This is a genomic window from Rubrobacter marinus (assembly GCF_011492965.1).
Lineage (GTDB): Bacteria > Actinomycetota > Rubrobacteria > Rubrobacterales > Rubrobacteraceae > Rubrobacter_F > Rubrobacter_F marinus.
In genome coordinates, this window is record NZ_CP045121.1 from 1,296,168 (window position 1) to 1,319,717 (window position 23,550).

Genomic DNA, 23,550 nt, shown 5'->3' on the forward strand with positions numbered 1-23,550 from the left:
CCCGGGCGGTATAATCTTCCGGATGGCTCAGAACAACGGTTACCCCGATCGCTCGCACCTCCCGACCTCGCCCGGCGTCTACATCTTCAGGGACGCCGAAGACCGGGTCATCTACGTCGGCAAGGCGAAGAACATCCGCTCCCGCGTCGCCAACTACTTCACGAAGTCCGGCGACGGGCGGCCGAAGATCGGGGAGCTCCGCGAGCGCGTGCGGCGCATAGATTTCATCGTCACGAGGACGGAGACCGAGGCGCTGGTCCTGGAGGCGAACCTCATAAAACGCCACCGCCCCCGCTTCAACGCCTCCCTCAAGGACGACAAGAGCTACCCGTACATCGTGGTGACGACCGGGGACGAGTACCCGAGGGTCTACGCGACGCGGGCGACGCGGGACGGGCGCCACCGCTACTTCGGGCCGTTCCCGAGCGCGGGCTCCGTCCACTCGACGCTCGACGTCCTGAACAAGACCTTTCAGTTCAGAAAGTGCCGGGGGCCCGAGCCGGGCCGGCGCAGCGGGGTGCCGTGCCTGAACTACCACATCGGGCGCTCGGCGGCGCCGTGTATCGGCGCGATCTCCAAGCCCGACTACGACGCCATAATCGCGGACGTGATCGCCTTTCTCGAGGGCAGGGTCGACCACCTTATCCGCGAGCGCCAGGCGGCGATGAAGGAGGCCGCCCGTGAGATGGACTTCGAGAGGGCGGCGAAGCTCCGCGACGAGCTCTCGGCCCTCACCCACGTCCGCGACCGCCAGCAGGCGACGATCGCCTCCGAGGACTCCTTCGACGCCTTCGGGGCGTACGCCGAGGGGGAGTCCGCCTGCGTGCAGGTCTTCGCGGTGCGCGAGGGCCAGATCGTCAACCGCGACTCGTTTCTGCTGGACAACTACGCGGAGGCGCCGGCCGACGCCGTGGCGCTCCAGTTTGTCCCCCAGTTTTACGACTCGGGGAGCGCCGTGCCGCGCGAGGTGCTCGTGGCGACGGACGAGACCGACGAGGCTTTAGCCCCGCTGGAGGGCCACCTCTCGGAGCTGCGGGGGACGAAGGTCGACGTGCACCGTCCCCGGCGCGGGGACAAGCGGCGCATCCTGGAGATGGCCGAGCGGAACGCGAAGCTCGGGCTCGCGCACGAGAAGCTGGTCGAGGAGTCGCAGCGCAACCAGGTCGCCTCCACCCTGGACGCCCTGCGCGAGGAGCTGGCGCTGCCGAGGCTGCCGATGCGCATCGAGTGCTACGACATCTCGAACACGATGGGGACGAACTCCGTCGCCTCGATGGTGGTCTTCCAGGGCGGGAGGCCGGCCAAGGACCAGTACCGGCGGTTCAAGATCAAGACGGTCGAGGGGGCGGACGACTTCTCCAGCATGGCCGAGGTCCTTAGGCGTCGCCTGGAGCGCCTGGCAGAGGGCGACGAGAAGTTCCCGGCCCCGGACCTCGTCCTGCTCGACGGCGGCAAGGGCCAGCTCTCGGCGGTCGTCCCCATCTTCGACGAGATGGGCGTCGGCACGGAGCTGCCGGACATCACCCTGCGCTCCCTGGCCAAGCGCGACGAGGAGGTCTTCGAGCCGGGACGGCCGGAGCCCGTGATCCTGCGCCGCGACTCCCCCGAGCTGCACCTCCTGCAGCGCGTCCGGGACGAGGCGCACCGCTTCGCCAACACCTACCACCGCAAGCTCCGGGGCCGCGAGATGACCCACTCCGTCCTCGACGAGCTGCCCGGCGTCGGGCCCGCGCGCAAAAAGAAGATCCTGGAGCACTTCGGCACCCCGGAGGCGTTCACCAACGCCTCGGTGGAGGAGCTGGAGGCCGTGCCGGGGCTGCCGTACAGGGTCGCCCGCGAGATCCACGCCCGGCTGCACCGCTGAGAGCCGGGCCTCTCGGAGCTTCTGCTCGGGGTGGGTGATCGCCGGGCTACCCCAGCTCGGGACGTTCCCTCTAACCGTCGTGTTGCCGTGTGGTTAAACGCCTCTTAAATATACGAGAAGTCGTTGCGGTCCCTTGGCTCCGGTGGTAGGCTCGGGCCACTCGATGACGCAGCCGCAGGATAACCCGAGAATATCGTGAGCGACGGGAACACTTCCGCGAACGGGGCCCCAGGCCCGAAGGGGCGGCGTCTGATCATGGTGACGGGCCTCTCGGGGGCGGGCAAGACCGGGCTCTTGCGGGCCTTCGAGGACGCCGGGTATTACTGCATCGACAACCTGCCGCCCAAGATGATCCCCAACGTCCTCGCGCTCGCACCGCCGGAGTGGAACGGGTCCGCCGGGGTGGTCGTGGTGGCCGACATCCGCGGGCGCCGGTACTTCGGCGAGGAGCTTCAGTCGGGTCTGGAGTTCGTCAAGGGCGAGAGCGGGTGGGAGCCCCAGATCGTCTTCGTCGAGGCCGACGACAGGACGCTCGTGAGCCGCTACAAGGAGAGCAGGCGCCCGCACCCCGCCGCCCAGAACGGCGACGTGCTCGCGGCGATAGGGACGGAGCGGCGCGACCTCGCCGGCCTCAGGGAGATCGCCGACGTCGTCGTGGACACCTCGTCCCTCACCGCCTCCGAGGCGAAGAAGCGCTTCGCCCGGCTCGTCGAGTCGCACGAGGGCAGGCTCTCGGTGAGCATCACCTCCTTCGGCTTCAAGCACGGGGCGCCGATGGACGTGGACATGCTCCTCGACGTCCGCTTCCTCCCGAACCCGCACTACGACCCCAAGCTCCGGCCCCTCACCGGCCACGACGAGCCCGTCCGCGACGCCGTGCTCGGCCAGGGGGACACCAAGACCTTTCTCGCCCACCTCCGCGGCCTGCTGGGGTTCCTGATCCCGCGCTACGCCGCCGAGGGCAAGACCTACTTCACCCTTGGCATCGGCTGCACCGGCGGTCGCCACCGCTCCGTCGCCATCGTCGAGGAGATGGCCCGCCACCTCAGAGAGGTGGGCGTGGATGGCCCGGAGATCGACCTCTTCGTCCGCCACCGGGACCTGGGACGCTAGGGGCGACCGCCCCTCCAGGGGTCGGGCCACCCGGTAGAATCATGGACCGGTAGCGGCGGCGCCCTTCGCTGGGACGGCCGCTGGAGATGAGGAGACCGGAGGTTCTCGTATGCCCGGCATGCTGGTCGAGGGGGAATGGAAGACCGAGGATAGTATCCCGAGGGACTCGGAGGGGCGGTTCGTCCGTTCGACCACCTCGTTTCGGGACCGGGTCACGGCGGACGGTTCGAGCGGGTTCGCGGCGGAGGCCGGGCGGTACCACCTCTACGTCGCCAATGCCTGTCCCTGGGCGCACCGCACGATCATCCTGCGCGCGCTGAAGGGGCTGGAGGGGGCCATCTCCATGTCGGTCGTCGGCTCGTACATGGGCGAGGATGGCTGGGGCTGGTACGGCGAGCCGGGGGAGGTACCGGACGAACTGTTCGGCTCTCGGTTCCTGCGCGAGGTCTACCAGAAGGCCGATCCCGGCTACACCGGCCGCGTTACGACGCCGGTGTTATGGGACAAGGAGACCGGCACGATCGTGAACAACGAGTCGCGCGAGATCATCCGCATGCTCGACCACGAGTTCGACGGCGTGGAGGGGGCGCGGGCGGACGTGGACCTCTGCCCCGAAGACCTCCGCGAAGAGGTGGACCGGGTGACCGACGAGATCTACGACCCCGTCAACAACGGCGTCTACCGCTCCGGCTTCGCCACCTCGCAGCCCGCGTACGAGGAGGCGGTGACGGAGCTCTTCGGGGCGCTGGATCGCTGGGAGGCGGTCCTCGGGGAGCAGCGCTACCTGACGGGCGACCGGATCACGGAGGCCGACTGGTGCATGTTCCCGACGCTGGTCCGCTTCGACGCGGTCTACCACGGTCATTTCAAGTGCAACCTGAGGCGCATCGTGGACTACCCGAACCTGTGGAACTACACGAAGGAGCTGTACCAGTACCCGGGCGTGGCCGAGACGGTGAACATGGACCACATAAAGAAGCATTACTACCGCAGCCACGAGGGCATCAACCCCACGAGGATCGTGCCGAAGGGCCCCATCCTCGACTTCACCGAGCCCCACGACCGCGACCGCCGGTACGGCTGAGGTGGCCTCCTTGCGGTGAGCCGTACGTCGTGGATCACAGCGTCGCTCGTAACGGGGGCGTGTTCCTGACCTGTGCGGTCTTCGGCTTACTCGGCGTTCTGTTGATGCATTACCTTTCACACCTGTGCGAGCCCTGGGCGGCGGGAGATCTAACCTCGCCCGGAGGAGACTACGAGGCGGTTATGGTCCGCGACGATTGCGACATCAATGCCGGTACCGTCTACACGGTGACGGTCGCGCGCGACGCCGACGGCTTCGAGGAACCAGGAGTCGACCCTGTCGGCGGCGAAGGATTGTCGGATGGAGATGCTGTGCGCGTGCGTTGGGCCTCCGACGACGCGCTGTTCATCTCCGGACAACCGGAGAGCAGGGTCGCCGTCGTCCTTCGCTCGTCAGGCGTCAGCGTGCGCCGCGAGTCCCCGTGAGTGTTCGGGGCAGGCGATGAAGCACGGTTATAATGACGCCGTGGCGGGGATAGGCGTGGAGAGCTTGCGGGTGGTGGCGTTCGGGGGCGGGACGGGTCTGCCCGTGCTGCTCGGCGGCCTGAGGGATCGGGTCGGGGACCTGACGGCGGTCGTGACCGTCGCGGACGACGGGGGTCCAGCGGGAGGCTGCGGCAGGAGCTCGGGGTGGCCCCGCCGGGGATGTGAGAAACTGCCTGATCGCGCTGGCCGGAAGGAAGAGGCTCGCCGAGGTCTTCGGCTACCGCTTCGTGGGCGGCGGCGAGCTCTCGGACCACTCGGTCGGGAACATCATCATCGCGGCGCTCTCGGACATAGCGGGGGGGTTCTGCGAGGGGGTCGAGCAGGCCGGGCACTTCCTACGCGTGAAGGGCCGCGTCTTCCCGGCCGCCGTCGAGAGCCTCACGCTCGTCGCCCACTACGCCGACGGCACGTCCGCCCGGGGCGAGTCGGCCGTGCACGAGGCCGGGAAGCTCATCCAGAGGGTCACGGTCGAGCCGGAATGCGCCCCCGCCCCGGCCGGTGTAGTTGAGGCCGTCGAGGGGCGGACGTGGTCGTGCTGAGCTCGGGGAGCTTGTTTACGAGCACGATCCCCTCCCTGCTCGGCGGCGGCGTCCGGGAGGCGCTGGCGTCGTTCGGCGGCCCGATCTTGTACGTCGCGAACGTGATGACGCAGCCGGGGAGACGGACGGCTACGCGGTCTCGGACCACCTGCGCGCGATCCACGCGCACGCCGGCCCCGTAGTGACGGACGTGCTCGTGCATGCGGGGGCCCTGAGCGACGAGCTCGTGCGGCGCTACGAGGCCGAGGGGGCGTCGCCGGTGGCCGTCGACGGGGAGAAGGTCCGCGCGATGGGCGTCCGGGTGCGGGAGGCCGACCTGATCTCGCGCGAGGCCGCCGCCCGGCTCTCCCTGCGCCACGACGCCGACCGGCTCGCCGAAGAGGTGCGCGAGGTTGCCCTCGTTCGCCTCTGAGCTCCGCCGCCAGCTCGCCGCAACGGGGCCGGGACCGGGGCGCAGGGCCGAGCTGGCCGGCCTGCTCGACGCCGCCGGTACCGTCGACGAGACGGGCGCCACGGTCCGCACCACCAGCGCGCCGGTCGCGAGGTCCATGATGCGTCTGTGGCGCTCGGAGTTCGGGCTGGAGCCCAGGCTGACGCCCTCGTCCCCGGGCTCGTTCGGCCGCCAGCGCTACGCCGTCAGGGTCGAGGGGAACCGCGCCCTCCAGGCCATCGAGGAGCTGCGCGTCGAGCGCGCCCGGGCTGCGCGGGGGGGGACGGCCGGCATCTCCTACCTGCGCGGCGCTTTCCAGGGCGCGGGCTCCCTCACCGGCCCGGGCTACCGGCGCGGCCACCACCTCGAGTTCGTCCACGAGAGCGAGGAGCTCGTGCGGCGCGTGGCCGGCCTCTCGACCGTCCCCATGAAGCTCGCCCGCCGCCGGGGGCGCCACGTCGCCTACACCAAGAGCGCCGAGGGGGTCACGACGATCCTGGCCCGCATGGGCCTCCACGACGCCGTCCTCGAGTACGAGGCGCGCGCCATCGTCGGGGAGGCGAAGGCGAACGCGAACCGCGTGACAAACTTCGACGCGGCCAACGCGAACCGGACCGCCGTCGCCGCCGCCTTGCAGGGGGAGGCGCTCGAGAACCTCGACCCCGGGCGTCTGCCGCCAGCCCTCCGCGAGATGCTGGAGCTTCGCCTGGAGCACCCGGACGCCTCGCTCGCGGAGCTGGCCCGCCTCGGTGGGCTCTCCAAGAGCGCCGCGAACCACCGGCTCAGGAGGCTCGTCGAGCTCGCCGGGGCGGCGTCCGCCCCGTCCGGTCGGGAGGCGGGGAACGGGGGGCGTTAGCCCACCTACCGAACGGGGACAATGTAGTAAGCTGGCGACGAGCTAACGAAGGAGACGCCTGTGGCAGTACGCGTAGGGATAAACGGGTTCGGCAGGATCGGTATGCTAACCGCGAAGGCGGCGATGCAGAGCGGTCAGGACGTGGAGATCGTGGCGGTCAACGACCTGGCCCCGATGGACGGGATGGCCCTCCTGTTCAAGCGGGACACGGTGCACGGCATCTGGCCGGAGGACGTGAGCGTCGAGGGCAACATCATGCGCATCGGCGACCGCGAGATCAAGACGTTCTCCGAGCGGGACCCCGCCCAGATCCCCTGGGGCGACGTCGGCGTGGACGTCGTCGTCGAGTCGACGGGCATCTTTACGAGCCGCGAGGGTGCGGCCAAGCACCTCGAGGGCGGCGCGAAGAAGGTCGTCGTCAGCGCGCCCGCGAAGGGCGTGGACGCCACGTTCGTCTACAAGGTGAACCACGAGACGTACGATCCGCAGAGCCACGACGTCGTCTCCAACTCCTCGTGCACCACGAACTGCATCATCCCGCTCGTGAAGGTTTTGCAGGACAACTTCGGGATCGAGTCGGGCTACATGACGACGATCCACGCCTTCACGAACGACCAGAGCCTCCTGGACGCGGCGCACAAGGACCCCCGGAGGGCCCGGAGCGCGCCGATGAACATCATCCCGACCTCCACGGGGGCGGCGAGGACGGCGGCCGTGATCTACCCCGAGCTGGAGGGCAAGATCGACGGCATGGCGCTGCGCGTCCCCGTGCCGGACGGCTCCATCACGGACTTCGTCGCGCGCGTGGAGAACGAGGTCTCGGTCGAGGAGGTCAACAACGCGTTCCGGCAGGCGGCCTCGGGCGAGCTCGCGGAGGTTCTGGAGTACTCCGACGCCCCGCTGGTCTCCAGCGACATCGTCGGCAACCCGTCTTCCTGCGTCTTCGACTCCAAGCTGACCATGTCCACCGGCCGCAACGTCAAGGTGCTCGGCTGGTACGACAACGAGTGGGGCTACTCCAACCGCACCGTGGACCTCGTCCGCTTTATCGGCGAGAAGCTCTAGGAGCCGTCTGCCGGTCGGCCGCCGGCGGCGATAGTCCGGCGCGCAGCGGGGTTCGCGATCGAGCCCCGCTGCGCGCCTCTTTGACGGTCGTTCGCGGTTCCGGCGAGGGGCGAGGGAGAGCCGCCGTCCCGGGACGGCGGCGTCGACCGAAGGGAGGCAGATGAACAAGAAGACCGTGAAGGACCTCGACGTGGGGGGGAAGAGGGTGCTCGTCAGGGTCGACTTCAACGTCCCCGTAAAGGACGGCGAGGTCACGGACGACACGCGCATCAGGCGCGCGCTCCCCACGCTACGCGACCTCCTGGAGCGCGGCGCCCGTCCCGTCCTGATCTCGCACCTCGGGCGCCCCAAGGGCGCGCCGGACCCGAAGTACGCGATGGACCCGGTCGCGAAGCGCCTACGGGAGCTTCTCGGCGCCCCCGTCCGGAAGCTCGACGGCGCGACAGGCCCCGAGGTCGAGGCGGCGCTGGACGACGCGCCGGAGGGCGGCGTGACGCTCCTGGAGAACTCGCGCTTCTACCCCGGCGAGACGAAGAACGACCCGGAGCTCGCGGAGGGGCTCGCCGCTTTAGCCGAACTGTACGTGAACGACGCCTTCGGGGCGGCGCACCGGGCGCACGCCACGACCGTCGGGGTCGCGGAGAAGCTGCCGGCCGCGGCGGGGTTGCTGATGCAGGAGGAGCTCGACTACCTGGACAGCGTGCTGCGCACGCCGGAGCGGCCGTTCGTCGCGATCCTCGGCGGGGCGAAGGTCTCGGACAAGCTCGGCGTCATAGAGAGCCTCCTCGGCGTCGCCGACACGCTGCTCATCGGCGGGGCGATGTGCTTCACCTTCTTCAAGGCCCAGGGCTACGGGGTCGGCGACTCCCTCGTCGAGGACGACTACCTGGAGGAGGCCAAGCGGCTCCTGGGCGAGGCCGGCGGCAAGCTCGTCCTGCCGGTCGACGTCGTCGTAGCCGAGGCGATGGAGGAGGGGGCCGAGGCCCGCGTCGTCCCCGTCGGTGAGATACCGGACGGCATGATGGGCCTGGACGTGGGCCCCGAGACGGTCGAAGCGTTCCGCTCGCACATTACGGACGCGTCGACCGTGTTCTGGAACGGGCCGATGGGGGTCTTCGAGATCGAGGCCTTCGCGAAGGGGACCGAGGGGGTCGCCAGGGCCGTCGCCGAGAGCCGGGCGACGAGCGTCGTCGGCGGCGGGGACTCCGTCGCGGCGGTGAGCAAGCTCGGCCTGGAGGACGAGATGAGCTTCATCTCCACCGGGGGCGGGGCCTCGCTGGAGTACGTGGAGGGCAAGGAGTTGCCCGGCGTCGCGGTGTTGCCGGACAGGATCGACAGGGGGGAGTAGCCGATGGCCTCGGAGAGAAAGCCGATGATGGCGGCAAACTGGAAGATGAACAAGACCGTGCGGGAGGCGGAGGACTACGTCGCGAAGCTCCTCCCGAGGGTCTCGGACGCCACCGACGAGGTGGACGTCGCGGTCTTCGCCCCGTTCACCTCGCTCCCGACCGTCGGGAGGATGACGCAGGACGCGGCCGTGATCGCCGGGGCCCAGAACCTCTACTTCGAGGACTCCGGGGCGTACACCGGGGAGGTCTCGGCGCCGATGCTGAAGGACGTCGGGACGGGCGCCGTGATCGTCGGCCACTCGGAGCGGCGCGAGATCTTCGGGGAGACGGACGAGACGGTGGCCCGCAAGGCGGCGAAGGCGCTGGAGGCGGGCCTCGTGCCCATCGTCTGCGTCGGGGAGACGAAGGAGGAGCGCGACGCGGGGGGGATGTGGGACAAGGTCTCCGGGCAGGTCCGCGCCGTGATGGAGGCGCTGGACGGCCCCTCCGGGGACGCCGTCGTCTTCGCCTACGAGCCCATCTGGGCGATAGGGACGGGCGAGACGGCCTCCCCCGAGGACGCGCAGGAGGCGATAGGCCAGATCCGGGGCCTGCTCGGGGAGCTCGGGGGCGAGGAGTTCGCGGGCTCCGTCCGCATCCTGTACGGCGGCTCGATCAAGCCGTCCAACGCCGCCGACATCATGGCGCAGGACGACGTGGACGGGGGCCTCGTGGGCGGCGCCTCGCTGGAGGCAGAGTCCTTTGTCGAGCTCGTTGAAGCAGCCCGTAGAAGCGTCGCCCGGGACGAGGATGACGCCGAGGAACGTGTGGTAGAGTAGCCGGCATGGTTTACGTACTGGCATTCCTGCACACGATCTTCAGCATCGCCCTCATAGGGCTCATCCTCCTGCACTCCGGCAAGGGCGGCGGCCTCTCCTCCTCCCTCGGCGGCGGCATGGGGAGCACCTTCTCCGGCACGACCATCATGGAGAAGAACCTGACCCGGCTCACCCTGATCGTGGTCGCCCTCTTCGGCGTCTCCACGGTGGCGCTTATCTTCCTCAGTTAAATCACGCGGAGCGTAAGCAAACAGAGAGGGCGGGGTCTCTAGCCGAGACCCCGCCCTCTCTCGTGCCTCACCAGAGACGCTGGACGGGTAGGAGGTGAAAGAAGAAGGGATCGCCCGGGGAGGATGGGGAGAACGAGCGATCCCTGACAAGATTATACACTTGGCCGTATATTGCTAAGTGCTAGTTCTCACAACGCTCGGAAGATGTCGGCCGGTGTGAGGTGGGAGAAGATCAGTGTCGGAGGGGGGACTCGAACCCCCACGCCCTTAGCGGGCACTAGGCCCTCAACCTAGCGCGTCTACCAATTCCGCCACCCCGACAGAGTGCTCGCAGAGTATAAGGGACGGTCCCTGTGGATTCAACTTCGTCCGTGCGTTGTAAACTCCTGAGCGGTGCGTCGTCCGGTCTCCACTCGTTCCGCGCAGGGCTTCTTCGGCTATCTCGGGCTCGGGATCGTCCGGCTGCGGTGGGTTATCGTGTTGCTGTGGGTGGCCGCGGGGACGTGGGCCTACGCTTACCTGCCGCCCCTGGACGAGAATCTCACGGGGGGCGTCTCCGACCTGGTACCCGAGGCCGAGAGCGCGGCCTCGCGGCCCGCCGCCCTCGCTCCCCCCGGCGCGCGGACGCAGTCCCCGGAGCCCGAGGGAGGGCCGTCCTCTGACGGGGGATCGGGCGGGCCGTCGTTCTCCGATGGGATGCAGCAGGAAGAGCCCCGGGAGCCTCCGAGCGTGCTCGGGTCGGTGGAGGCGCCGGCCGTGCTGGTCTACTCGGACCCCGGGGGGATCGACGCCGCCGAGCGGGGCATCATCGAGGAAGACGTCCGGTACCTCAACGGCCCGTACGGGCCGCGGCGGCTGGAGCTCGCCGTGCCGCTCGCCGTGCCGGGGGCCCTCGCGGAGCGGGAGGTCTCGGGGGGGCAGAGGGCCTTTCCGGTGCTGCTGTTCTTCGAGGCGGGGGCCAGCGGCACGAGCATACGCAACGGGGTGGAGGAGATCCGCCGTACCCTCGGCGGCGGGCCGCTCGGCGTCGAGGTCACGGGGATACGGCCCGTGCAGGAAGACACGATCTCGGCGGTGAAGGAGAACCTCGGGAAGGTGACGCTGGCGACGGCGCTGGCGATCTTCTGCATCCTGGCCTTCGCGTACCGGTCGCTCGTCGCCCCCCTGGTGCCGCTGGCGAGCATAGGGCTCGCGACCTTTCTGACGCTGCGCCTCGTCGCCTACTTCGCGACCGAGCGGGGGACGCCGGTGCCCTCGCAGGTCGAGCCCGTCATCGTCGTGCTCCTGTTCGGGGTCGGGACGGACTACGCCTTGTTCCTGCTCTCCAGGACGCGTCAGGCCCTCAGGATGGGCAGCTCCAGGGTCGAGGCTGCGAGGCTCGGGGTGGAGCGGGCGGGGGGCGTGATCTTCTCCTCCGCGGCCGTGCTCGTCGCTTCTTTCGCCGTGCTCGTCAGGGCGGAGCTCGAGGTCTACAAGACGCTCGGCCCGGGCCTCGGGCTCGCCCTCGTCGTGCTCACGCTCGTCACGCTGACCCTCGTCCCGGCGCTCCTGGCGATCCTGGGCCGCGGGGCGTTCGGGGGCGTGGGGGAGGGCGAGGTGGTAGCGCGGCCCCCGGCATCGCGGTGCGCCGTCCCGGGCTCGTGGCGGGCGCTCTGGTCGCCGGGCTGCTCGTCCTGGGCCTCGGGCCTTCGGCCTCCGGGTGGGCTTCGACCAGGTGGCCGCCCTCCCCGACGACGCGCCGGCGGCGCGGGGGTACGAGGCGCTCTCTTCGGGCTTCCCGCCGGGGATCGTCTCGCCGATCAACGTCGTGGTGGAGGGGACGGCATCGCGGGGAGGGAGACGGAGCTCGGGCGCCTGGAGAACGAGCTCTGGGGGGCGGGCGGGTTCGCGGCGGTGCTCGGGCCCGGGAGCGGCGGGATCCTGCCCAGGGTGCCGTTCGTCACGCCGGACGGCGACGGCGTCAGGTTCCTGCTCGTCCCCTACGGCGACCCGTACTCGCCGGGGTCGCTGGACCAGATCGACCGGCTGAAGGGGGACCTCCCCGCCCTGCTCGAACGCACGGGCCTCTCGGGGGCCGAGGCCGACGTCGGCGGGCAGGCCGTCCTCGCCGAGGCGGCCCGCTCCGTCTCCGCCGAGGACCTCGCCGGGCTCGCGCCGCTCGTCCTCGCCGCCGCCTTCGTGGTGCTGGCGCTGCTCCTCCGCACCCCCGTGGCCCCGGTCTACCTGCTGGGGGCCACGGTCCTGAGCTTCGCCGCCACGCTCGGGGTGGCGAAGGTGCTGTTCCAGGACGTGCTGGGACAGGACGGGGTCGTCTACTACGTGCCGTTCACGCTCTTTATCCTGCTCGTGGCTCTCGGGAGCGACTACAACATCTTCATCATGAGCGCCATCCGGGAGGAGGCCCGGGAGAAGCCCCTCCCCGAGGCCGTCGCCGCCGCGCTCGCCGGGACGAGCCGGACGATAAACGCCGCCGGGCTCGCGCTCGCCGCCTCCTTCGCGCTGCTCGTGCTCATACCGCTGCAGGACTTCCTGCAGGTAGGGTTCGCCGTGGCCCTGGGGATACTGCTCGACGCGTTCGTGATCCGGACGCTCCTCGTCCCCGCCCTCGTCCTGCTCGCCGGCCGGGCCGGCTTCTGGCCCGGCAAGGTGCGCTCCTAGGGCCCGTGCCCCCGTCGCGGGGCGTCTCGCTGCGCCAACCGTCTACAGGGTGAAGAAGAAGGAGGCGCCGCGGCCGACCTCGCCCTGGGCCCACGCCCTCCCCCGTGGCGGTGCACGATCCTCTGCACCGTCGCGAGCCCTATCCCCGTCCCCTCGAACTCCCCCGAGCCGTGCAGCCTCTGGAACGCCCCGAACAGCTTGTCCGCGTACTCCATGTCGAACCCCGCCCCGTTGTCCCTCACGTAGTAGGCGCCCTTCGTCTCGTCGAAGCCGAACTCTACCCACGCCAGGGGCTCCTTCGAGGTGAACTTGAAGGCGTTGTCGAAGAGGTGCTCCAGCACCGCTTCCATGAGGTGGGGGTCCGCTCTGGCCGGCGGCACGTTGTGTATCTGGAGCTCCACCTCGCGCGAAGGTTCGGCGCGCCGGAGGTCCGCCGCGACCTTGTGGGCGAGCGCGCCGAGATCGACGTCCACGGGGCGCATCTCCCGGCGCGTGAGGTGCGAGAGGTCGAGGAGGTCGTCGATAAGCTGGCCCATGCGCCGCGCGCCGTCCCGGACGCGGTGGAGGTAGTCCTTGCCTTCTTCGTCGAAGCCCGCGGCGTAGTCCTCCAGCAGGAGCTGGGAGAAGCCGGCGATCGCACGCAGGGGGGCGCGCAGGTCGTGGGAGACGGAGTAGGCGAACTGCTCGAGCTCGGCGTTGGAGCGGGCGAGCTCGGCCGCGCGTTGCTCGCGCTCCTCCTCGGCGCGCCTGCGGTCCGTGATGTCCACCGCCACGCCTATGGTGCCCGCGAGGGCCCCGTCGGGCCCCGGGAGCGGCGAGTACCAGGTCTCGAAGGTGCGCCCGGCCGTTTCGCGGACCGCGCTGAACGCCTCGCCCGAGAGGGCGCGCCGGACGTCGTCGAGGATGTCGGGGTTCTCCAGGTAGACCTCGAAGACGGAGAGGCCCACGATCTGGCCCGGCGCCAGGCCCAGGGCCTCCAGCCCCTTGCCCTCCGAGAACCCGAAGGTGCCCGCCCGATCCAGGGCGAAGAGGATGACGGGGACGTTGGCGACGATCGAGCGGAGGCGAAGCTCGCTCTCGCGGAGCGCCTCCTCCGCCCGCCGGCGGCCCGTGACGTCGCTCAGGAGCGCGAGATGACCCCGCAGGAGACCGCCCCTGTCGCGGACCGGCGAGATCCTGACTTCGTAGAATCGTCGCACCTCGCCCTCGCCGTCGGAGACCTCCCCGCGGGCGGTCCCGCCCCTACCCTGGCCCTCGAAGAGCTCCTTCCAGCCCGGCACCAGACGGACCGCCTCCTCCCCGACCGCCTCGTTGGAGCGGTGCGAGATCATGCGCTCCGCCGCCGGGTTGAGGTCCACGACGCGCCCGCCGGGGTCCACGACGATGACGCCGTCCCCCATGCCCTCGACGACGCTCTCGCGCGCGATGGGCACGAGGTCGAGGAACCGGTAACGGAAGAGCGCCACCGCGACGCCGAGGCCGGCGACGAGGAACGCGAAGGGCGTAGGGTCGAGGTTGGGCACGGGGCTCGCGCCGAGGATGTACGCGGCGTTGCCGAGCCAGGGCGCCAGCGTGGAGACGAGCAGGGCGATCCCCTGCGCGCGGTACAGGCGGAGCGAACGGGCGAGCTGCGGGACCATGACGGCGGTGGCGGTGACGAGCAGGACGTAGGCGTAGACCCAGTACACCCAGAACCCCGCCCCGTGCCCCACGACGAGGGCCGAAGCCCCCCCGGCCGTCTCCACCCTCGTGGAGCTCCACACGAGACCGTGCGCCTCGTTCGTCCACACGAGCGCGAGCGTGACCAGCGGGACGGCCGCGAGCGGCGCCAGGTTGCGGCCCGTCGCCCACCCCTCGCGCCCGGTGAAGTCGAGCGCCAGGGCGAGCCAGGAGAGCGGCACTGACACGACCCCCAGGTACGAGACCTTCGCCCAGAAGACCTTCGCCGCCAGGCCCACGGCGCCCAGCTCCAGGCCGTACGCCGCCGACCACGCGAACACCCCGGCCATGAGGGCCGCGAGGGCGACGGCCCCCGGCGCGCTCCGCCGCCGCCAGGCGAAGACGATCAGGGCGGCGGCCACGCCCGCCACCAGGAACAACAGGTAGGAGTACGCGGTGAACTGCCACGGCATTATTCGTCGGAGGGTAACAGAACGAAGGGCCCCCGGCGTCGCCCCTCGCGGGGCGAGCGGGCCGCCCGGGCTAGGCCTCCGACGCCTCCGCGAAGGCCCGGGCGAGCGCCGCGTGGCCCCTGTCCGTCGGGTGGATGTCCCAGGGGTAGCGGGCGTAGTGGGCGTACTCGGCCTCGCGCCCGCGGAAAGCCTCGTCGGCGGGGGCGACGGCAGCACCGTTGCGGCCCGCCACCTCCCTCACGACCTCGTTCAGCCTCCCCGTCCACTCGTCGGTGAAGCTGCCGGGGGCCGGGTTGTACAGGGCGAGGACGATGAAGCGCGCCTCGGGCCCGGAGGCGTCCCGGAGGCTCTTGAGGATGCGGTCGAGGTTCCCGGCGTACCCCGCGAGGGCCGCCTCGCGCCGGGCGTCGGTGCCGTCCGCGACGCGGAGCAGGTCGTTGCCGCCGAGGGAGAGGGTGACGACGGCGCCCGGGCTTCCTCGCAGCACGTCCTCCGCGCGGGCGAGCTGCGGGTCGGCGCCGCGCAGGAAGCTCTCGCTCGTCTCGCCGCTCAAGCCGAGCTGCACGAGACGGACGTCGCGGCCCGTCTCCTCCTCGAGGAGACGCCGGTAGACCGGGGCGTAGCCGCGCTCCCGCGGGTCCGAGGAGCCGACGCCGACCGCCAGGGAGTCCCCGAGGGAGACGTAGGTGAGGGGCTGCTCGGAGCCGCAGGAGACGGCGAGGGGGATCAGGCACAAGACGACCACGGCGGCCCGGAGGAGGTTCATGGCCCGAGTCTACCAACGATCCGGCGGGCTCCTGTGTTAAGTTCCGCGCATGAGGAAGAGCAGGCTACTCGCCGCTGCGGCGGCCGGCGGAGGCCTCCTGGCCGTCGTCGCGGCACGAAGGGGGAGGGGGCGCCGGCCCGTCGACCGCGACTGGCCGGTCGCCCTCGCGCACAGGGGGGCGTCGGCGCGGGCGCCGGAGAACACGCTGGAGGCGTTCGGACTCGCCGCGGCGAGCGGGGCCGGCGGGCTCGAGACGGACGTGCACATGACGCTCGACGGGCGCATCGTGGCGTTCCACGACGATACCGTGGACCGGACCACCGACGGCTCGGGGCTCGTGCGCGAGATGACGCTCGCGGAGCTGAAAGAGCTCGACGCCGGATACCGGTTCACCCCGGACGGGGGCGAGACGTACCCGTACCGGGGCCGTGGCGTCCGGGTGCCGGAGATAGGGGAGGTCCTCCGGGCGTTCCCGGACCTCGCGGTCAACATCGAGATCAAGGAGGAGCAGCCCGGCGTGGAGGCGGCGCTGCTCCGCGTCATCGAGGAGGAGGGCGCCCTGGAGCGGGCCCTCGTCGCCTCGGGGCGGGCAGGGCCCGTGGCCCGGTTCCGGAGGCTATCCGGAGGCAGGGTCCGTACCGGGGCCTCGGCCCGCGAGATCGTGCTCTTCTACTATGGGAGCCGGCTCCGCCTCGATGGTCTCCTCCGCCCCCCCTACGACGCCCTGCAGGTCCCGGCCGAGCACCGCGGCACGCCCGTCGTCACCCCGCGCTTCCTCGAGGCCGCCCACGGGCTAGGCGTGAGGGTAGACGTGTGGACGGTCGACGACCCAGGGGAGATGCGGCGCCTCCTCGACCTCGGAGCCGACGGGATCATGACGAACCGGCCGGAGGTGTTGCAGGGGGTGCTGCGGCAGGGGGCCGCCCCGCAACCACGCGTCCCAGGTGGTCCACGGGCGTAACCGCCGGGATCGGAGCCTACCGATGGGACCCTCTACACCCCACCGAACACGCCCGAGGATGCGGCGGCCGGTCGGTACCTCGCGGTAACCTGTTGTGCTGCCGCGAGCCGGACCCGCTCGTGCTGGCCCCCGCGGTTACACCATCGGCTTGCGGCGGTGCGTGAACGCCTGCTTGAGCGCGACGACGAGCGTGCCCAGGAGGACGATGATGATCACGTCGAGGACGAAGCGTTCGCCTCCCTGGTAGGCAAGATCCGGCCTGCCCGCCGCCAGCGCTATGCCGACCATGGCGGCGGCCGGGACGATGGCGAGCGCGATCAGGGGCCCGGCGATGACGCTGCGGCGGTACGCGACGATCATGATCATCCCCGCGAGGGCGCCGAGGGACGAGAGGAGCACGTCCCGGAGCGTGGGATCGGCGAGGACCGTGGTCTCGGAGTTGCCGAGAAACTCCTCGACGGTTCCCACGCCCGTCAGGCGCAAGAGGCCGAAGACGAGCGCCGCCCCCAGCGCCAGCGTCAGGTAGCCGACGCCCACGGACAGGAGGCCTCTCCCTACCACGGCCCAGCGCCTCAGCGCCAGGCCCATGGGCACCTTCGCGAGCGGCTCGAAGCCCGGCGCGATGATGGAGGCCGCGATCAGGGAGATCGTCTGGGACGAGCCCGTGACCATGAACCCCGTGGCGGCCACCGCGCCGCCGAGCGCCATCAGGGCCAGGTAGTTGGACGTCGTCCTGCCCTGGTGACGCAGGCTGGTCTCGGACTCCTCCCAGAGAGCCTCGTCGATGTCTTTGGAGACCTCCTGCTCGTGCTCGGGGTCGACGATGCTCGTCAGTTCGTGGGTCGTCACCGAGACCTGCCCCTCCGAGCGCGCCTCGTCGGCGAGCCGCATCACCCGGTCCGCGTCCCGGTTGAGCGCGTGTACCACGAGCACGTCGCCGGGGGGCTTGATCGAAGCCCCCCGATGGACGGTCAAGCCGATCAGGTGGTCCGACTTCTCGAGCTTGCTTATCAGGAAATCCGTGGCCGCCGGGGGCGCCGTGATCTCGATCGTTCTGTGCATGTCACTCTTTCTGCCACGGCCTTCGAAGAACGCCAGCGCCTCTCGGTATCCTCCTCGCCCGAACCGGATACCGTGACGTAACGATTATCCCCGGGAGGTTTGCGAACGAACCCCGGGCGCGTTCGCCGCGGATTCAGGCGGGGCCGTTCGTGGCTGCAACCGTTCCTCCGTGGAGCGGCGCGTCCTTCTCCATGCTCGGCAAGGACGAGGGCTGTAGCGGGGAGCACCGTCGCGCGCGTGGTACATATGTTTACGTCCGGCGCATGTATGCATGGCGAGGTGCCTGTAAACTGGCCTGCACAGCGAGCGAGCAGGGAGAACAGTGTGATAAAAGAATCCGTGATCAAGGACCCCGGTCTGGCGCCCGAGGGCCAGCGCAAGATCGACTGGGCGGCCCAGCACTGCCCTGTTCTGAACACCATCGCCAAGGACCAGCTGGCCGACGGCTCCCTCAGGGGCCGCAAGGTCGCGGTGACCGTCCACCTGGAGGCGAAGACCGCCTACCTCGCCGTGCTCCTGCACGAGGCCGGGGCCGACGTGACGGTGACCGGCAGCAACCCGCTCAGCACGCAGGACGCGATCTGTGCCGCGCTCGTCGAGCGGGGCATCCGCGTCTTCGCCACCCACGACCCGAGCGAGGAGGACTTCGAGCGCTACATCCACATGGCGCTGGAGACGGAGCCGGACCTCCTCCTCGACGACGGGGCCGAGCTCGTCGGGCGCCTCATAGAGAGCCACCCCGACCTCCTCGACAAGGTAGAGGGCGCGACCGAGACCACGACGACCGGCATCCTCAAGGTCAGGGCGATGACCGGCGAGGGCGTCCTGCCGTTCCCCGTGCTCGGGATCAACGAGGCGCGCATGAAGCACCTCTTCGACAACCGCTACGGCACCGGACACTCCTCCATAGTGAGCCTGCTCGCGAACACCAACCTCTTCCTCTCCGGCGCGCGCGTCGTCGTGATGGGCTTCGGGTGGGTGAGCCGCGGCCTCGCCAAGTACGCCGCCGGCTTCGGCGCCCGCGTGGTCGTCTGCGAGCCGGACCCGGTCAAGCTCCTGGAGGCCCACGCCGAGGGCTACGAGGTCATGAACTCGCTGGAGGCCGCCGAGGTCGGCGACTTCTTCCTCACGGGCACCGGAAACGTCCGGGTCCTGCGTCGCGAGCACCTGGAGCGCATGAAGGACGGCGCCATCCTCGCGAACGCCGGCCACTACGACCACGAGTTCGACATGGCCGCCCTGCGGGAGATGTCGGTCGCCGAGCGCGAGGTCCGGGAGAACATCACCGAGTACGAGATGGCCGACGGCAGGCGCATCCACGTCATCGCCAGGGGCCGCCTCCTCAACTCGGGCGCGGGCGACGGGCACCCGGTCGAGATCATGGACCTCACCTTCGCCCTGCACGCCCTGGGCATCCACCACCTCGCGAGCCACGCCAAGGAGATACAGCCCGGCATCCAGCCGCTTCCGGAGGCGCTGGATCAGGGCGTCGCGCGCATCAAGCTCGACACGATGGGCGTCAAGCCGGAGGAGCTCACGGAGGAGCAGATCCGCTACCAGCAGAGCTGGCGCTCGGAGCAGTCCACCCCGGAGTAGATGCTGAGCCGGACGGAGATCGTCGAAGCCACGGAGACGGGCTTGATGGCGGGCGGATCGATCGTCCCCACCGAAGCCCGCTCCGCCGCCCCGGTGGAGCACGAAGCCCCCTCGTGAGAACCCTGACCATCCGCTACACGTCCTTTCGGACCTGCCCCAACTGCGGGGGAAGGGGGGACGACGGGGCCTCCTGGCGGCCCTTCGTGTGCAAGCGCTGCGAGGGGCGGGGCCGTCTCGTGACGGGGGTCGAGGTCGAGGACTCGGAGCGGGGGAACCTGCCGCGCTCGGCCTACGACTTCAACGCGAAGGGCGAGGTCTACCTGCTGGACCTCGACGAGGATGAGCCCGTCGAGGTCATCCGTCCCGAGAGCCCCTAGGGTCGGCGTTGGCCACGATCCTCAGGCCCTGGGCGAGGGCGGCGCTCCCGCCCACGAAGAACAGGTCGAAGGCGGCCCAGCCGCTGTACGAGGGGCGGCGAAACTCCCCGAACCTCTCGGCGTAGCCGGCGGGGTCCCCGACGCCCGCGAGCCCGAGGGAGAGGGGGAGGAGGGCCCAGGAGACCGCGGTCGCGCAGACGATCATCGCGATCGCGGCGAGCACGCCCTTCCAGCCGCCCTTGAACACGAGCACGAGGGCGAGGGCGAGGTAGACGACCGTCGCGGCGGTCTGTACGAGGGGCGCCCGTCCGGTCTCCTCGAAGACGTTCCTGAAGGAGAACAGGTTCGCGCCGAACCCGAAGATCGCCGCCGCGACCGTGCACCCGAGGGCCAGGGCCAGGAGGGATCTCGCATCACCGCTCACGCCCGCATTATATAGTCCGTCGTATCCGCGCTCGTCCGGCGCGGTGTCGTAGCGCGTGCGAGGGGTGATACGTGAGAGGCAGAGGGACCACAGCCCGTGACGAGACCGATCTCCCGCAGGGGGTGGTCTATGCCGACGTCGAGGCGGCGTCCGAACGCCTCGCGGGGCGGGCGCACCGGACGCCGGTCCTCACGTCGCGCACGGTGGACGAGCGCTCCGGGGCCCGCGTCTTCTTCAAGTGCGAGAGCTTCCAGCGCACCGGCTCCTTCAAGTTCCGCGGCGCCTACAACGCCCTCTCCCTCCTCCCCGAAGGGCAACGGGAGCGCGGCGTCGTCACCTACTCCTCCGGCAACCACGCCGGGGCCGTGGCCCTCGCCGGCCGCCTGCTCGGCGTCCCCGCCACCATCGTCATGCCCGAGGACGCTCCGAGGGTGAAGCTCGACGCGACGCGCGGGTACGGGGCCGAGGTCGTGACCTACGACCGCTCCGTCGAGAGGCGCGAGGACGTCGGGGGCGCCATGGCCCGCGAGCGGGGCCTCGCGCTCGTGCCGCCCTACGACCACCCCGATGTCGTCGCCGGGCAGGGGACGGCGGCGAAAGAGCTCTTCGAGGAGGTCGGGGAACTCGACCTCCTCCTCGTCTGTTGCGGCGGGGGAGGCCTGCTCTCCGGCTCCGCGATCTCCGCGCACGCCCTCTCGCCCGGGTGCAGGGTCGTGGGCGTCGAGCCCGAGAACGCCGACGACGCCACGAGGTCCTTCCGCACGGGCAGGCTGCACAGGATCGAGAACCCCGACACGATCGCCGACGGGGTCCGCACCCCCTCCCTCGGCGAGGTCACGTTCCCGCTCGTCCTGCGGCACGTCGACGACATGGTGACGGTCTCCGAAGACGGCATCCTGCGCAGCATGCGCCTCATCTGGGAGCGGATGAAGATCGTGGTCGAGCCGACCGGGGCCCTGGCCGCCGCCGCGCTCCTCGAGGGCGTCGTGAGGGCGGAGCCCGGCTCCCGGGTCGGCGTGATCGTCAGCGGCGGCAACGTCGACCTCGGGGCGGCGGGCGCCCTGCTCTCGTAGGGGAACCGGCTAGGACCCGAGCGCCGCGAGGACGCCCTTGACGTCCAGGCGGCTCTTGAAGGGGACGACCTCGCCCTCCGTCGCGTCGCGCAGCGCCTCCGGCGACGAGCCCAGGGACTCGGGGGCGGCGACGATCACCCTGTGGCCGCGCTTCGCCGCCTCGCGCACGAGGGCGACGCGCTCCACGAGGTGCTTCTCGGACCAGAAGCCCAGGATCTCCAGGTGCGCCTCCCTGCCCGTCCCCGTCTCCCGCAGCGTGAAGTCCGGGACGAGCGCGGTCTTCAGCGGCGGCAGCGGGAGGATGCCGGGCCCCTCCCCGAGCTCCCATCCCCCCGTCTCCTTCGCCCGGTCCCACGCCTTCTCGAAGGCCCCCCGCACGTCGCCCTCGCTCTCGGGGGACGCCTCGGCGGGACCCCTGTAGTGGCTGCGCAGCCCCGGCGTCTCCGAGCTCAGCTCCAGGCTCGCCTCGCGCCCCTTCCACTGGACGTCCGCGTGCAGCTCCCAGGGCTCCGTGAGGAGGAGGCCGGGGACAAGCTTGGCGAGCCTGAGGCCGTACTTGCGGGTGCCGCCGAAGAGGGAGAGGGGGCCGTCGAGGCGGAGGCGGTGGCCCTTCCGGGTGGGCTCGACCGTGTAGATCAGGCCGAGGGTCTTGACGTAGTGGAAGACGAGCCGGGCGTCGGACCCCGCCTCGAGGTCCACGGTGAGGCCCCTCGCCCCGTAGAGGACCCCCTGTATCTGGGCGACGTTGTAGCGTCCCACGAGCTCCTCGGGCGTCGGCGCCTCGAACCCCGCGAGGACCTGCGCCCCCTGCCGGTCGGCGTACATGAGGGAGGCGGGGTCTTCGAGCCCCGTCTCCCGTGCCACCTGCAGGAGCAAGTCCCCCCGGGTGCTGCCCTCGAGGAGTAGCCCGCCCTCGGCGGGGAGCTCGGGGAGGGCGGCGGCGAGCTCGAAGAGGCGGGTCCTCAGCGTGTACGGGTCGGCCTCCGTCGGCGGCGCCCACGCCGACCGCTCCTCCAGGAGCTTCGCGAGCGCCCGCACGATCCTGAACCCCCGCCTCACGTCGAGGCGCGGCCCGATCTCCTCCTCGAGCAGCGTCGCCTCCCCTTCGAGCCGCGCTCTCGTCCCCCTCGCCGACGCGTGGTCGGCGTACAGGCCGATCAGCTTCTCGGCCACCTCCCGGACGGGACGGTCGTCGGGCCGTAGCCGGTGCGGGACGAGCCTCCCGCGCTGCAGGCGCGCCATGACGTGCTCGCCGCGCAGCATTACGGGGCCCCCGCGCTCGCGGCGTACGGCTCCGTGCGGCGGCGGGCGACCGCCTCCTCGCCGGTCCCCTCCGTGACGAGCTCGTAGAGGGTGGCCCTCTTGCCCTCGCGGGGACGGAGGACGCGCCCGAGGCGCTGGACGTACTCGCGGCGCGACGCGCTGCCCGCCAGGATCACGGCGACGTTCGCCTCCGGGACGTCCACGCCCTCGTTCAGGACGTCCGAGGCCACGATGGCGCGGTAGCGCCCTTCTCGGAACCTGTCCAGGATCTCCTTGCGCTCGCGGGCGGGCGTCTCGTAGGTGATGCCGGGGATCAGGAACCTCCCCGAGAGCGCGTAGACCTCCTCGACGCTCTTGGTGAACACGATCGTCCGGTCGGACCAGTGCTCCTTGAGGAGCCTCTCCAGCGTCGCCCCCTTGCGCTCGGCGTTGGCACGGAGCTCCTGCCTGCGCCGCGCCGCCAGGAGCGCCTCCCGCCCCCCCGAGTGGCTCGTCGAGGCGACCATGATGAACCGCTGCCAGTCCTCCGGAGAGCGCACGGAGAGGCGGTGCTTCTGCAAAAAGTCCCTGTACACCGCGTCCGCGACGCTGTAATCGACGCGCTCCTGCGCGGTGAGCTGGATGGGGATGCGCACGGTCTCGAAGGGGGCGAGGTACGTGCCCGCGAGGTCCTCCGGCGAGCGCCGGTAGACGACGGGTCCGACAAGCTCCGGGAGGCGCTCGTGACCGCCGTCGGGGCGCTCGGGGGTGGCGGTCAGGCCCAGGGCGTAGGGGGCGAGGAGCATCTTCGGGATGACGGCGTACTTCTCCGCCGGCAGGTGGTGGACCTCGTCGTAGACCACGAGCCCGAAGCGGTCCCCGTAGCGCTCCGCGTGGATGTAGGCCGAGTCGTAGGTGGTCACGGTGATCGGGGTGATCTCGTGGTAGCCGCCGCCGAGGAGCCCTACCGTGACGTCGTGGCCGAAGGAGTCCTGGAGGACGGAGTACCACTGCTTCAAGAGCGCGAGCGTCGGCACGACGACGAGCGTGCTCCTGCCGAGCTTCTCCATCGCGCTCACCGCCACCGCGGTCTTCCCGGCCCCGGTCGGCAGCACGACGACGCCGCGCAGCTCCGGCCTCCCCCGCCGCCACGCGCCCAGGGCCTCCCGCTGGTAGGGCCGGGGCTCCATCGCGACCCTCGACTCCAGCCGCAGCTTCTCGGTCCGGGACGCCCGGTCCACGTACTCGATACCCGAGGCTTCGAGACCCAGGACGACCTCCCTGTACGCCCCCGCCGGGGCGCGCCACTGCGCCGTGCGCGCGTCCCAGACGAACGGCTCGGGGGGCGGGGGACCGCCGGTGACCGTGACGACCAGGGTGCCGGAATCGTAGGTGAGATCCATCACGAGCGGAGCATAACCGAGAA

General features: G+C 70.7%; 20 protein-coding genes, 1 tRNA gene and 2 pseudogenes. 16 read left to right on the forward strand and 7 right to left on the reverse strand.

The genetic code is table 11. The features are described 5' to 3' along the window. Positions 1-22 precede the first annotated feature (22 nt). From uvrC to secG, 11 genes and pseudogenes are all read left to right on the forward strand, one after another. Positions 23-1,864, forward strand: a complete 1,842-nt coding sequence (uvrC, locus tag GBA65_RS06710; protein ID WP_166395906.1) for an excinuclease ABC subunit UvrC — start codon at positions 23-25, stop codon at positions 1,862-1,864. Between the two features lie 195 nt (positions 1,865-2,059). Further along, positions 2,060-2,977, forward strand: a complete 918-nt coding sequence (rapZ, locus tag GBA65_RS06715) for an RNase adapter RapZ (protein WP_207956204.1) — start codon at positions 2,060-2,062, stop codon at positions 2,975-2,977. 109 nt (positions 2,978-3,086) lie between these two features. Further along, complete coding sequence (locus tag GBA65_RS06720) at positions 3,087-4,061, forward strand: glutathione S-transferase family protein (RefSeq protein WP_166395907.1); 975 nt, start codon at positions 3,087-3,089, stop codon at positions 4,059-4,061. Between the two features lie 29 nt (positions 4,062-4,090). Then, positions 4,091-4,486 (forward strand): hypothetical protein, encoded by a 396-nt coding sequence (locus GBA65_RS24090; protein WP_228281720.1) that lies wholly within the window; start codon positions 4,091-4,093, stop codon positions 4,484-4,486. A 16-nt stretch (positions 4,487-4,502) separates the two neighbouring features. Then, positions 4,503-4,616: pseudogene (locus GBA65_RS26215) on the forward strand (gluconeogenesis factor YvcK family protein); the annotation flags it as partial. Positions 4,617-4,707: 91 nt separating this feature from the next. After that, a pseudogene (locus GBA65_RS25805) lies at positions 4,708-5,497 on the forward strand (gluconeogenesis factor YvcK family protein). Next, positions 5,478-6,371: a DNA-binding protein WhiA gene (whiA, locus tag GBA65_RS06745; RefSeq protein WP_166395909.1), complete on the forward strand. Its 894-nt coding sequence runs from the start codon at positions 5,478-5,480 to the stop codon at positions 6,369-6,371. Before GBA65_RS25805 ends, whiA begins: the two are co-directional and overlap by 20 nt. Before the next feature lie 60 nt (positions 6,372-6,431). After that, positions 6,432-7,436 carry a type I glyceraldehyde-3-phosphate dehydrogenase gene (gap, locus tag GBA65_RS06750; protein WP_166395910.1) on the forward strand — a complete coding sequence of 335 codons (1,005 nt, stop codon included), beginning with the start codon at positions 6,432-6,434 and terminating at the stop codon, positions 7,434-7,436. 160 nt (positions 7,437-7,596) lie between these two features. Then, positions 7,597-8,784, forward strand: a complete 1,188-nt coding sequence (locus tag GBA65_RS06755) for a phosphoglycerate kinase (RefSeq protein ID WP_166395911.1) — start codon at positions 7,597-7,599, stop codon at positions 8,782-8,784. Positions 8,785-8,787: 3 nt separating this feature from the next. Next, the gene (gene tpiA / locus GBA65_RS06760; protein WP_166395912.1) at positions 8,788-9,603 is read left to right on the forward strand and encodes a triose-phosphate isomerase; all 816 of its coding nucleotides are present in this window, start codon (positions 8,788-8,790) and stop codon (positions 9,601-9,603) included. Positions 9,604-9,608: 5 nt separating this feature from the next. Next, entirely contained in the window at positions 9,609-9,833 is a 225-nt protein-coding gene (gene secG / locus GBA65_RS06765; protein ID WP_166395913.1) for a preprotein translocase subunit SecG, read from the forward strand. A gap of 236 nt (positions 9,834-10,069) precedes the next feature. Here secG and GBA65_RS06770 read toward each other — a convergent pair. Continuing rightward, positions 10,070-10,154, reverse strand: a tRNA-Leu gene (locus GBA65_RS06770). Between the two features lie 156 nt (positions 10,155-10,310). Here GBA65_RS06770 and GBA65_RS06775 point away from each other — a divergent pair. Continuing rightward, positions 10,311-12,491, forward strand: coding sequence for an MMPL family transporter (locus tag GBA65_RS06775; RefSeq protein ID WP_166395914.1), 2,181 nt, complete (start codon positions 10,311-10,313; stop codon positions 12,489-12,491). On the opposite strand, the gene GBA65_RS06780 is transcribed toward GBA65_RS06775, so the two are convergent. Both GBA65_RS06780 and GBA65_RS06785 read right to left on the reverse strand, forming a co-directional pair. Next, positions 12,488-14,623, reverse strand: coding sequence for a histidine kinase N-terminal 7TM domain-containing protein (locus tag GBA65_RS06780; RefSeq protein ID WP_166395915.1), 2,136 nt, complete (start codon positions 14,621-14,623; stop codon positions 12,488-12,490). The two genes, GBA65_RS06775 and GBA65_RS06780, sit on opposite strands and share 4 nt — an antisense overlap. Positions 14,624-14,693: 70 nt before the next feature. Next, the gene (locus GBA65_RS06785; RefSeq protein ID WP_166395916.1) at positions 14,694-15,389 is read right to left on the reverse strand and encodes an SGNH/GDSL hydrolase family protein; all 696 of its coding nucleotides are present in this window, start codon (positions 15,387-15,389) and stop codon (positions 14,694-14,696) included. Positions 15,390-15,438: 49 nt separating this feature from the next. Here GBA65_RS06785 and GBA65_RS06790 point away from each other — a divergent pair, with 49 nt between their 5' ends. Next, positions 15,439-16,350, forward strand: a complete 912-nt coding sequence (locus GBA65_RS06790; RefSeq protein WP_166395917.1) for a glycerophosphodiester phosphodiesterase — start codon at positions 15,439-15,441, stop codon at positions 16,348-16,350. A 135-nt stretch (positions 16,351-16,485) separates the two neighbouring features. Here the strand turns inward: GBA65_RS06790 and GBA65_RS06795 are convergent, their stop codons facing one another. After that, positions 16,486-17,412 (reverse strand): DUF389 domain-containing protein, encoded by a 927-nt coding sequence (locus tag GBA65_RS06795; RefSeq protein WP_166395918.1) that lies wholly within the window; start codon positions 17,410-17,412, stop codon positions 16,486-16,488. A gap of 324 nt (positions 17,413-17,736) precedes the next feature. Here GBA65_RS06795 and GBA65_RS06800 point away from each other — a divergent pair, with 324 nt between their 5' ends. Together GBA65_RS06800 and GBA65_RS06805 are read left to right on the forward strand one after the other, a co-directional pair. After that, on the forward strand, positions 17,737-19,008 hold the full coding sequence (locus tag GBA65_RS06800; protein WP_207956205.1) for an adenosylhomocysteinase: 1,272 nt from the start codon (positions 17,737-17,739) through the stop codon (positions 19,006-19,008). A gap of 113 nt (positions 19,009-19,121) precedes the next feature. Continuing rightward, positions 19,122-19,385, forward strand: coding sequence for a hypothetical protein (locus GBA65_RS06805; protein ID WP_166395920.1), 264 nt, complete (start codon positions 19,122-19,124; stop codon positions 19,383-19,385). On the opposite strand, the gene GBA65_RS06810 is transcribed toward GBA65_RS06805, so the two are convergent. After that, on the reverse strand, positions 19,363-19,809 hold the full coding sequence (locus tag GBA65_RS06810) for a hypothetical protein (protein WP_166395921.1): 447 nt from the start codon (positions 19,807-19,809) through the stop codon (positions 19,363-19,365). The two genes, GBA65_RS06805 and GBA65_RS06810, sit on opposite strands and share 23 nt — an antisense overlap. A 71-nt stretch (positions 19,810-19,880) precedes the next feature. Here GBA65_RS06810 and GBA65_RS06815 point away from each other — a divergent pair, with 71 nt between their 5' ends. Continuing rightward, a complete protein-coding gene (locus tag GBA65_RS06815; RefSeq protein ID WP_207956206.1) occupies positions 19,881-20,882 on the forward strand; it encodes a threo-3-hydroxy-L-aspartate ammonia-lyase in 1,002 nt (333 codons plus the stop codon). A gap of 9 nt (positions 20,883-20,891) precedes the next feature. Here the strand turns inward: GBA65_RS06815 and GBA65_RS06820 are convergent, their stop codons facing one another. Both GBA65_RS06820 and GBA65_RS06825 read right to left on the reverse strand, forming a co-directional pair. Then, positions 20,892-22,145, reverse strand: coding sequence for a DUF790 family protein (locus tag GBA65_RS06820; RefSeq protein WP_166395922.1), 1,254 nt, complete (start codon positions 22,143-22,145; stop codon positions 20,892-20,894). Beyond that, on the reverse strand, positions 22,145-23,527 hold the full coding sequence (locus GBA65_RS06825) for a DEAD/DEAH box helicase family protein (protein WP_228281917.1): 1,383 nt from the start codon (positions 23,525-23,527) through the stop codon (positions 22,145-22,147). The genes GBA65_RS06820 and GBA65_RS06825 overlap by 1 nt, the downstream gene beginning before the upstream one ends. Positions 23,528-23,550 lie beyond the last annotated feature (23 nt).